Raw genomic sequence first — 9,679 nt, forward strand, 5'->3', positions numbered from 1 at the left:
GCAGTTTCTAAGGCTTTGAGTACCATACCTGATTCGACCACAGGTGAGATCAGTGAGAATTCTTTGAGTTGCATTCAACATCAGTGCATTCAGGGAATAACCCTCACTTTACCTGATTTTGGGCTTAACCGAACCGTATTGGCCCAAATGCAACATACAAACTGTTCTGAACTGTAATATATTGCGATGCAGAGTACTGCATTTTTGCTGGAAGTTCGAGTGCATGACATAGCGCCATTCCAGTTACAAGCGCAGATAGAATAAGGCTGATAAAGCGCCAGGTTTTCACAAGCATAGTGAATTCTCCTTTACTCAATGTCTTCCGAATAATTCTCTACTATCTTTCTTTGGAAGTACTTTTTGTACCATCTAAAATCTCCCAGCCAACGAAATGTTGTCTATTAGATTTTCCATAATATTAGAAAAGCCTAATTGTACTGAACAGGACTTACGCAACTGGCACAAATAGCGGGCAGGGCTGCGCCTTACCCCACGACAATTCAAATCAAACCAAGCACATAAGCAAGCTGCTGAATTATGCCAGTTTCCTTACAACTATACTTACGGAGACAAACCTTCTCATTACTTGTGCTTGGTTACATCGACATCTCAGGAAATACAAATACAAGGGGTCGTACCAACGGTCAGATTCACCCCGAAGCACCGATATTCGCATCAATCAGGACAGATAGAGCAGTCTGAGCAAAAGTTGCGCCCTCTGGAGATTGTTCAATCGTTGCCATTAAGCTTGCTCCCCCAATCAGCAACAAATACTGCCGCGAAAAAAAGTCTGGATTCTTGACCCCTGCTTCTGCTGCTAACTGCATGATAATTTGGCGAATCGATTCCCGTAAATTGATGGAAACCTGATGCGCTTTGTGGGACGCATCAGCAATCTCTAGAACGGCATTGATGAAGGGGCATCCTCGAAAATTGGGACTCGCATACCAGTCTCTCAGCACGTCGAACGTAGATAATAACCGCTCTTTGGGCGTATTGCCCCGCTCGGACACGGCGGTCTCAAACCAACTGATCCACTGTGCCGCACGATACTGCATGACCGCTTCGATGAGTAAGTCCTTCGACGGGAACCAGCGATAGAGCGTGCGTTTTGCCACTCCGGATGCTGCAATCACTTCGTTGATGCCTACATACTGAATACCCTTCTGGTAGAACAGTTCAGATGCAGTTTCGAGAATTTGTTGTCGAGCGGAACTAGATTCAGTCGTCATGGGAGTAGACAAGTTTGTCTCCTTTCCCCTACAATACCATCTCAAGTAGGTAGACAAGTCTGTCTACTTTGTATTTTTGGAGGTAAAGCTCAATGGATTTCCCGATTTACACGCTCGATACCGCGCCTGAAGCATCGAAAGCGGCATTGGCTCAGGCAAAAGCGATCTTTGGGTTTATCCCGAATCTCGAAGGCATTTTTGCCCAAGCGCCCTCACTACTCAAAGGTTCGATGGCGCTGTGGGACTTGTTTGAAGCCACTAGTTTGACACCTGTTGAGCAGCAGGTCGTCTATCTCACCGCGAACTATGAACACGAGTGTCATTACTGCATGGCAGCTCATTCGGGTTTAGCCAAGATGATTGGGATGTCGGCTGATGAGATTGAGGCACTCCGTGGCGGAAAGCCGTTGAGCGATCTAAAATTACAAGCATTACGCCACTTCACCCAACGCATGGTTCAAGCGCGGGGTTGGGTTGAGGATGGTGAGATTGAAGCATTCTTAGCAGCGGGTTACACCCAACAGCAAGTGTTAGAAGTGATTCTGGGCATTGCAATCAAGATCATGCACAATTACACTAATCACATTGCCACAACACCGCTCGACAAACCGTTTCAACCGTATGTTTGGTCAAAATCTACAATAACAGCGTAGGTTATATTGCACGACCTAAAAAGGTAATTGTGTCCTAGTTATTGTGTGTAATTAATTGCCTGAGCCATTTTTTCGGTTGAACAAGTACTGTCATTGCATCGTGCGTCAACTATCATCTCAGTTTGGAATTGGGTACAAACTGCTGGACAAAAAGCAGCAGTGAACTTGAAGTCGCAACTTCAACACTTAGGAATTAATTACGAATTGGTATGAGTTGAATTTCTCCACCTTGGGGTTTTGATAGTGCTTGTAATTCTTCCCAACTATAATGACTAGGTAATTCAATCGGTTTGTGATCGGCTCCTAATCCCAATCCAATTGTCGGTTGAAGTTCTTCCGTAAATTCTTCAACATATCCTGCCAGTTCATTGCCTGCAACCCCACCAGCAATCGCACCTGCAACTCCACCAATCGTAGCACCTACCTTACCAGCAATTGAGCGACCGAGTGCGGCTCCAGCAATTCCACCTCCTGCTGCTCCCAATCCTATTGCAATAGGATGAGCATGAGAGGGTGTTTCAGGAGAGGTTTGGGTTTGGTTTCGCGCTTCCAAAGCAGGTTTTTCTTCGTTGCTCATCAGTTTCTCCTTGAAATTATTAAACTCTTGAGTATTTGTGTAGATCAGCATGGAACTACTTCGGGCTAAGGTACACTAACAACCACAGGGCAAAGCGTTCTAGTCCAACCAACAAAGCAGTGATGCCCACAGCCAGACCAAACAAAACTAAGTTGTTTTCATTGCCAGCTTTTAAGGCAAAGCTTAAGGATGTGGTAACGGCTGGAGGATGCATAACATCTAACAGGATCATCAGCACGATGGTAACGATCATTGCAGTTCCCCCAGACACATAACCTGAACCTAACAAAATATATGTTAAAAAACCGATCGCAGCTGCCATCATTTGGGAAATTACTAGAGTTCTTACCATATTTGTACCGTGCTGGGGATCGAGATAAATGAGAAAGGCACTAGAGGCAAGGGACGCAAATAACAAACGCTGGCGTGTTAGTACTTCGACTAGGGCAAACACGCTCAATATGATTACTGTCGGGGCAGTGGCTAATGCTAACTCACCCTTCCAATCCAGGCGGCGGCGGAATGATCGATTCGCCCCTTCCAAAGGCTTTAAGCTGGAACGATGAAGTTTCATCGTATACTCCTATTAAGTTCCGGCTCCGGTAAACGGCGCTGTTCTCCTTGCTGAATCTCACGCTCCAAGAAATAATTTAGCAAGGTTCGCAGTAGGACGATCGCTCCCAAATTCAAAATATCTTGGCGAGTTGGTGCTACTGCTGTCCGTAAAATATCGCTGGCAACAGTGAATTCCAAACCCAATGCTAGGACTCGCCCCAATTGCAGACGAACTCCTTCTGTAGCATCAAAATGTTGTTTGGAGCGAGAGAACAACAAGCGCAAATAGGCAGCAATGCCTCGAATCACTGCTCCACCAATCACAACGGCTGCGGCAATTTCTGTCCCTGCTGCCAAGTAACCAACGATGACTTTCAGCCATGTCTCTAAAGGAGTTGTTTCCCTAGCCTCTCCCCCGCCTTCTACGTTCAAACTCAAAAGCAGAACTAGCCCTAGAATGAGTGCTAGGGGCAATAACAAATTAATCAATGAATCCCGTGATGGCTCTCTTTTCATGCCTTTCTACTTCAATTGTTCAGCGATGCAATCGCCTACGCGCAAAGCATTGGCCATAATTGTCAGCGTGGGGTTAGCACCTGAATTTGAAGGGAAAAAACTACTATCTACAACGTAAAGATTATCGACATCATGGGTACGGCAATTGAGGTCAAGAACTGAGATTTTGGGATCTGTGCCAAATCGACAACTACCGCATTGATGGGCTACTGCTTGTTCGGGTAGATGAGTGCGGGGATAAATACTAAATGGTAGGACGTGTTTAGCAGAACGCGGAATTGACTTGAGTACAGATGTCCAACGATGGATCAGGCGATCGCTTGCTTCGCTATTATTTAGTGTATAGTCAATGTGAATCTTGTCACCGACTAAGCGAATCCGATTATTGGGGTCTGGTAAGTCTTCTGTTTGCAACCACCAACCGACTGACCTTTCAGCCAGCAAATGACGCTCAAAATGAGGAATCAGCTTGACAAACGGAGCCATCAGTGGTGGTGCTTCTGCGGGAATCATATCGGCTAGTACATTGCCTGTATTCTGCACCATCCCCATTGGATAAGGAAAATCTGGCTCTCCCCAGTAAAAATCGTTGACAGCGATGGTTTTTTGAAAGTTGGCGTGATTTACGTCTAAATGTATGGAAACGATCGCAGTTTCCAGCTGTTTCATGAAATTTCGCCCCACCTGATCGGAACTGTTTGCCAATCCGTGGGGATGTTTATCGTTAGCAGACCGTAACAACAAAGCAGGCGAGTTGACAGAACCGCAGGCGACTACCACAATATCGCTTGCAAACCAATGCTTCTCACCAGCGATTTCGGTTTCTACCTTCGTTACCTCTCGTCCCGACTCACTGGTATGCAGCCGCAAAACTTTGGCATTAGTTAAAAGGGTGAAATTGGCATATTTTTCGCGGGTAGGACGAATAGCATTAACATCGGCGTCGGCTTTTGCGTGTACAAGACAGGGGTATCCATCGAAGGTATCGCACCGAATACAAGGACTTTTGGTGCGATCGCTTTCATTGAGTTTTAATCCTAGTGGTAGGTGAAATGGGTAATATCCCAGTTCGCGGATGCCATCAGCCAATTGCTGCATATCCGGCTCATGACTCACAGGCGGATAAGGATATGGTTCGCTGCGGGGTGGTTCGGTGGGGTCTTCTCCTTCCTTTCCATGCACATCATAGAGCTTTTCTGCTTGGGTGTAATACGGTTCAAAGTCTTGATATTTCAAAGGCCATTCGGGCGAAATTCCTCCCTTATGAATTACCTTTTCAAAATCTCGCTCGCGCAATCGAACTAAAGCTGCACCATAGAGTTTAGTATTGCCGCCAACCCAGTAACCTGTCTGGGGTTTAAAGGCTTTGCCATCTTTGTCATACCATTCTTCATCGGTATGATAGCGATGTTTTTGATAGACTTCCTGTGGATTCCAGTTGTCTTTTTCTCTGGGTAAAAAGTCGCCTCGTTCCAATACGAGAATTTTTTTACCTGTGGATGCAAGGTGGTGAGCTAGTGTACCGCCTCCTGCTCCCGTACCGATAATGATAATGTCGTAGCGTTCAGTGATGTTCGTCATGTTTTTTAAACGCAGAGGAGCGCAGAGGTTTACGCAGAGGTACGCAGAGTGCTTTGTAATTGTTCGAGTGTTGGCATCTGGTTTAAGCGCATCAGTTCGGAGATTGCTGCTGTTTCTTTATCTCTATGGCTGGTTGCAACTGCCAAGACTTGATCGCTTTTGATGTAATAAGCAATAAATTGCTGTTTTTGCAAATCTCCATCTACAACTATTTCATCCCAAGTTTGAGCATATCCCACGTAGCGTAACGGAAATTTGAATTGCATCGTCCAGAAAAAGGGCAGCCCTTTAAATTTGACTGCTTTACCTGCCATGTTCTGAGCTGCAATTCGTCCCTGCTCTGCTGCAACTCGCCAATGTTCAACGCGAATTGATTCTCCTGTGCGCCAATCGGGATAACGAGCAATATCGCCTGCGGCATAGATCCCATCAGTTGCACGCAAGTATTCATCAACGACAACACTACTATCTTTGGGATGCAAATTCACACCCTCAAGAAAGTCTGTTGCAGGCTGTACGCCAATGCCAACAATGACTATATCTGCACTCAAGCGATCGCCATTATCCAAAATTACAGCTTCTATCTTGTCACTACCCTCAAATCGCACCGCTTTTCTACCCAACTTAAAGGAAACGCCGTTTTCCTCATGGACTTGCTGAAAGATTTTGCCGATTTGTTCGCCAAGGCTTTTCTTAAAAGGTACAGAATCTGGCGAAACGACGGTTACTTGTAAACCTTGCTGAGTCAGCCCTGCTGCGGTTTCCATGCCGATAAAACTGGAGCCAATAACTACTGCTTGTTTTTTTTGTTTGATGGCTGTCAAGATGCGATCGCCATCTGCAAAACTACGTAGTGTAAATACGTTTTGCAAGTCTGCGCCGGGAATATCTAGCTGGCGTGGTTTTCCGCCTGTTGCTACTAGCAAGGCATCATAGGTTAACGAATCACCGTCGGTAAAAGCGATCGCTTTTGTGGTTGTTTGTACCTGCTCAACTCGCTTATTTAACAGTACTTCAATGGCGTGTTCAGAGAAGAAATCGGGCGATTGCAAAGGCATTTCTTCTGAGGATGCTTTACCAGTTAAGTACGCTTTACTCAGTTTAGTGCGATCGTAGGGCAATTTATCTTCTTGAGTAATCATCACGATTCGCCCTTGATATCCAGCTACTCGCAAAGATAAAGCAGCATGAATCCCAGCTGTACCTGCGCCTAAAATAACAAATGTCCGCCCATCAATGTCGGGGTTGAATTGCGCCATTGCGGGCGATCGTAATCCTGTAGTTTGTTCTGCTACGCTGACAATAACGTTTTCGCCTTCAACTCGCACCTGATAACAAGCTAAAGAATCCAAGCCAGGTGGCTGTAGTTGATCGCCAGTCGTCACATCAAAACAGGCATTGTGCCAAGGACAAACAACATGATGTCCACTCAGCGCCCCTTCTGCTAGTGGTGCGCCATAATGAGCGCAGTGTGCGCCAACAGCATAAAATTTTTCGTCTATGCGACTTAGTAAAATTTCTGTCTCGCCGACACATACCTGTCGCATTTCACCATCATTTAGGTCATTAACATTGGCAACAACTGCTTCTATTTGTTTCATAATCTACTCTTAAATCAGCTATCAGCTACATGACTATACTATTCATTTTTAATTGATACATAATGAGTTATGTCTGTGAAGAATATAAACACTTTTATCAACGTTAAAATTATGATTTTTTCAGTTTATTAAAAAATAATTTACAAAAATTGAGTTACTTTTGAGCAATTAAACAAAGTGGATTAACCCTAAATGCATATTTCTAAGCTTAGGCTAAAGCTTCAATTTAAATTTTGCTTCTATCTAACGGATTAATATTGATTTATGCCTAAAGAGAGGTAATTATTTCATTGAAATTTCATTTTTTATATATAAAATCTAAATTTGGTAAATTACTTCATTATCTATATCTACGGTTTGAGGTAAATGCAATTTCATTAAATAATAATTATGCCGAGCGCAATCATTCACGAAAAATTTGTGTTTAATGACCAGCTATAAATCTATATTTACAAGTTACACACTCAGATTTTGGCAAAAATTTAAGTGCAACTTTATAGCTATCTTGCAATAGCTTGAAGCTGCTATTTATTAGCAGCAACCAAATTAAATAATAGGAGGTTCCTATGCCACAAGTCGTTGAGATTTATGACGATCGCCTGCGTGTTATTGTATCGACCGATGCTTCACTGCAAAAGCTGGCCAACGGTGCAGTTCACAGCGAGGGCCCTGTTTACATGCACGAAGACGACAGTGTGGTGTGGAGCGATGCTCATGGCAATCGTCTGCTGCGGTGGAGTCCCGCTAACAAAGTGACCGTCCTACGCGATCCATCTGATTACCAAAGTGGTAATTACCGCGACTTAGAAGGTCGTTTGGTTGCGTGTTCGTCGGGTTTGCGTGCTATTATCCGACAAGAACAAAATGGTGAATGGAAGGTTTTAGTCGATCACTACCAAGGTAAACGCCTCAACAGTCCCAATGATTTAGTAGTCAAAAGCGACGGCACAATTTGGTTTACCGATCCGCCCTATGGCATCACCGAACCAAATCAAGGATACGGCGGTGAACAAGAACAAAGCGGAAGTTACGTGTATCGCTTTGACCCAGCAACGGGCGAGATTTATCATGTCGTAACGGACATGGTACGACCTAACGGACTGGCTTTCAGTCCAGATGAAAGTTTGCTGTATGTTTCAGATTCAGCTGCGTTTAATATTCCTGGCGGGCCTCATCATATTCGCGTCTACGATGTCGTAGATGGTCGATGGGCAAAGAACGGACGGGTGTTTGCAGTCATTGAACCTGGACAACCTGATGGAATCCGGGTTGATGAACATGGTAATGTTTTTACTAGTTCTCAAGATAGCGTACAAGTATACGCTCCTGACGGAACTCGCTTAGGAAAAATCTTTGTACCAGAAGTATGTGCTAATCTAACTTTCGGTGGCAAGGAACGCGATTGCTTATTCATCACGGCCGGTCATTCCTTATATGCTATTGACCTTAATACCCGTGGTGTACGGCAATGATTTATAAATTTGTACTGGGTGTAGCGATCGCTGTGTGGGTGCTACCGAAAGTAATTACTCTTGGATTAGCTGTAGTTAATTATCCCTTCCTGGGGCCGCATTTGGTGAGTTCCCTTGTTTATGCGTATCCTGGCGGACTAGCAGGATTAGCACTTTTACTGCTGAGAGTAAGCGTTGGCGGTTTGTTTTTGATCCACGGCTATCCAAAAGTACTGCATCTGCGTCGATGGGCAGAATCTATCAATACACCTGTCTTTCTTTGCTTTATATCCGCATGGACAATGTTAGCTGGTGGATTTTTCCTGATCCTGGGATTTTTCACACTTTTAGCAACTTTGCCAATTCTGGCTTCGATGTTGTTTGCGATCTTGTTACATCTGATTCAAGGGAAGCCCTTTGTAGCTACAGATCCCTATTTAATTCCCGAAGAGCAGTACAAAGGCCCTTTAGGAAAAGGCGAACCGCCCAGTTGGGAAAAGGCGTTTATGTATTGCGTCATGCTGATTGCGATCGCAGTTTTAGGCCCTGGTGCATATTCCATAGATGCTGCGATTTTTGGGCGGTGAAGAAAAATTTAGAATTAAAAGATGACACATAATCATAGTCACAAGCTGCACAAACACAAAACTGGCAACTACAACCGCGCTTTTGCGATCGGTACAGCCCTGAATGTGGGGTTTGTAATTGTTGAAGCAGTGTACGGCTATTTAGCTCACTCCCTTGCCCTGTTTGCCGATGCTGGTCATAATTTGAGTGATGTGTTAGGACTGCTACTTGCTTGGGGAGCGAGTATCCTTGTCCGCCGCCCGCCAACTCAACGTTATACATACGGCTTCCGTCGCTCATCAATCTTAGCGGCTTTGCTGAATGCGATCGTTCTGCTTTTAGCAATGGGTGGGATTGCTTGGGAAGCACTGCGACGTTTCAGCGCCCCTGAGTCTGTAGCAGGAGGTACAGTTATCGGTGTTGCTGTAGTAGGAATTGCAATTAATACCATTACTGCTCTGCTGTTTATGTCAGGTCGCAAACAGGACTTAAATATTCGAGGAGCCTTTCTGCACATGGTTGCTGATGCTGGAGTTTCCTTGGGAGTTGTATTAGCTGGCATCGCCATTGTGGTTACTGATTTGCTGTGGTTTGACCCAGTTATCAGCTTAATCATCGTTATCGTAGTAGTAGTTGGTACTTGGCGGCTACTAAAAGATTCTGTAAATTTGGCGTTAGACGGAATAGCTCTATCGTAGGCGATCGCTAAAATTGCCCCATCATTAAGTAAAGCCAGCAGCACAATCATAATCGCTGTCATTGGATAAAAATTGAAAATTAAAATTGACAGCGTTAAAAAAAATAGAACCCACATTCCGCACTTCATTTTGTAGCACATATACTAGTACTAATAGATACAATTTCAATTAAATATAATCACGTAAATTAGTGAGTAATTAATATAGACAGTATGACAAACATTACTAACTGTTTGAAATCCTCATGG

General features: G+C 44.3%; 9 protein-coding genes and 1 pseudogene. 4 read left to right on the forward strand and 6 right to left on the reverse strand.

Translation table 11 applies throughout. The annotated features are described in order from the left end of the window. Window positions 1-650: 650 nt before the first annotated feature. Window positions 651-1,232: a TetR/AcrR family transcriptional regulator gene (locus ACE1AT_RS22485; RefSeq protein ID WP_374872382.1), complete on the reverse strand. Its 582-nt coding sequence runs from the start codon at window positions 1,230-1,232 to the stop codon at window positions 651-653. Window positions 1,233-1,324: 92 nt separating this feature from the next. Here ACE1AT_RS22485 and ACE1AT_RS22490 point away from each other — a divergent pair, with 92 nt between their 5' ends. After that, window positions 1,325-1,885 carry a carboxymuconolactone decarboxylase family protein gene (locus tag ACE1AT_RS22490; protein WP_374872384.1) on the forward strand — a complete coding sequence of 187 codons (561 nt, stop codon included), beginning with the start codon at window positions 1,325-1,327 and terminating at the stop codon, window positions 1,883-1,885. Between the two features lie 193 nt (window positions 1,886-2,078). Here ACE1AT_RS22490 and ACE1AT_RS22495 read toward each other — a convergent pair whose 3' ends face one another. From ACE1AT_RS22495 to ACE1AT_RS22515, 5 genes are read right to left on the reverse strand one after another with little or no spacing between them, the layout of a single operon-like run. Continuing rightward, window positions 2,079-2,462: a hypothetical protein gene (locus tag ACE1AT_RS22495; RefSeq protein WP_374872386.1), complete on the reverse strand. Its 384-nt coding sequence runs from the start codon at window positions 2,460-2,462 to the stop codon at window positions 2,079-2,081. A gap of 55 nt (window positions 2,463-2,517) precedes the next feature. Then, window positions 2,518-3,036, reverse strand: a complete 519-nt coding sequence (locus ACE1AT_RS22500) for an HPP family protein (RefSeq protein ID WP_374872388.1) — start codon at window positions 3,034-3,036, stop codon at window positions 2,518-2,520. Further along, the gene (locus tag ACE1AT_RS22505) at window positions 3,033-3,533 is read right to left on the reverse strand and encodes a DUF1622 domain-containing protein (protein WP_374872390.1); all 501 of its coding nucleotides are present in this window, start codon (window positions 3,531-3,533) and stop codon (window positions 3,033-3,035) included. The genes ACE1AT_RS22500 and ACE1AT_RS22505 overlap by 4 nt, the downstream gene beginning before the upstream one ends. A 6-nt stretch (window positions 3,534-3,539) precedes the next feature. Continuing rightward, window positions 3,540-5,114: a GMC oxidoreductase gene (locus tag ACE1AT_RS22510; RefSeq protein ID WP_374872392.1), complete on the reverse strand. Its 1,575-nt coding sequence runs from the start codon at window positions 5,112-5,114 to the stop codon at window positions 3,540-3,542. Between the two features lie 29 nt (window positions 5,115-5,143). Continuing rightward, window positions 5,144-6,715, reverse strand: coding sequence for an FAD-dependent oxidoreductase (locus ACE1AT_RS22515; protein WP_374872394.1), 1,572 nt, complete (start codon window positions 6,713-6,715; stop codon window positions 5,144-5,146). 566 nt (window positions 6,716-7,281) lie between these two features. Here ACE1AT_RS22515 and ACE1AT_RS22520 point away from each other — a divergent pair. The 3 genes and pseudogenes from ACE1AT_RS22520 to ACE1AT_RS22530 all read left to right on the forward strand — a co-directional run. Further along, complete coding sequence (locus tag ACE1AT_RS22520) at window positions 7,282-8,187, forward strand: SMP-30/gluconolactonase/LRE family protein (RefSeq protein ID WP_374872396.1); 906 nt, start codon at window positions 7,282-7,284, stop codon at window positions 8,185-8,187. Further along, window positions 8,184-8,753, forward strand: coding sequence for a DoxX family protein (locus ACE1AT_RS22525; RefSeq protein WP_374872398.1), 570 nt, complete (start codon window positions 8,184-8,186; stop codon window positions 8,751-8,753). The genes ACE1AT_RS22520 and ACE1AT_RS22525 overlap by 4 nt, the downstream gene beginning before the upstream one ends. 21 nt (window positions 8,754-8,774) lie before the next feature. After that, window positions 8,775-9,419: pseudogene (locus ACE1AT_RS22530) on the forward strand (cation diffusion facilitator family transporter); the annotation flags it as partial. Window positions 9,420-9,679 lie beyond the last annotated feature (260 nt).

It is taken from the genome of Pelatocladus sp. BLCC-F211 (genome assembly GCF_041928655.1).
Lineage (GTDB): Bacteria > Cyanobacteriota > Cyanobacteriia > Cyanobacteriales > Nostocaceae > Pelatocladus.

What these genes read in the sequence shown, in the direction of transcription:
- ACE1AT_RS22485 (WP_374872382.1), bottom strand. Translation starts at nt 1,232, where the DNA reads ATGACGACTGAATCTAGTTCCGCTCGACAACAAATTCTCGAAACTGCA.
- ACE1AT_RS22490 (WP_374872384.1), top strand. Translation starts at nt 1,325, where the DNA reads ATGGATTTCCCGATTTACACGCTCGATACCGCGCCTGAAGCATCGAAA.
- ACE1AT_RS22495 (WP_374872386.1), bottom strand. Translation starts at nt 2,462, where the DNA reads ATGAGCAACGAAGAAAAACCTGCTTTGGAAGCGCGAAACCAAACCCAA.
- ACE1AT_RS22500 (WP_374872388.1), bottom strand. Translation starts at nt 3,036, where the DNA reads ATGAAACTTCATCGTTCCAGCTTAAAGCCTTTGGAAGGGGCGAATCGA.
- ACE1AT_RS22505 (WP_374872390.1), bottom strand. Translation starts at nt 3,533, where the DNA reads ATGAAAAGAGAGCCATCACGGGATTCATTGATTAATTTGTTATTGCCC.
- ACE1AT_RS22510 (WP_374872392.1), bottom strand. Translation starts at nt 5,114, where the DNA reads ATGACGAACATCACTGAACGCTACGACATTATCATTATCGGTACGGGA.
- ACE1AT_RS22515 (WP_374872394.1), bottom strand. Translation starts at nt 6,715, where the DNA reads ATGAAACAAATAGAAGCAGTTGTTGCCAATGTTAATGACCTAAATGAT.
- ACE1AT_RS22520 (WP_374872396.1), top strand. Translation starts at nt 7,282, where the DNA reads ATGCCACAAGTCGTTGAGATTTATGACGATCGCCTGCGTGTTATTGTA.
- ACE1AT_RS22525 (WP_374872398.1), top strand. Translation starts at nt 8,184, where the DNA reads ATGATTTATAAATTTGTACTGGGTGTAGCGATCGCTGTGTGGGTGCTA.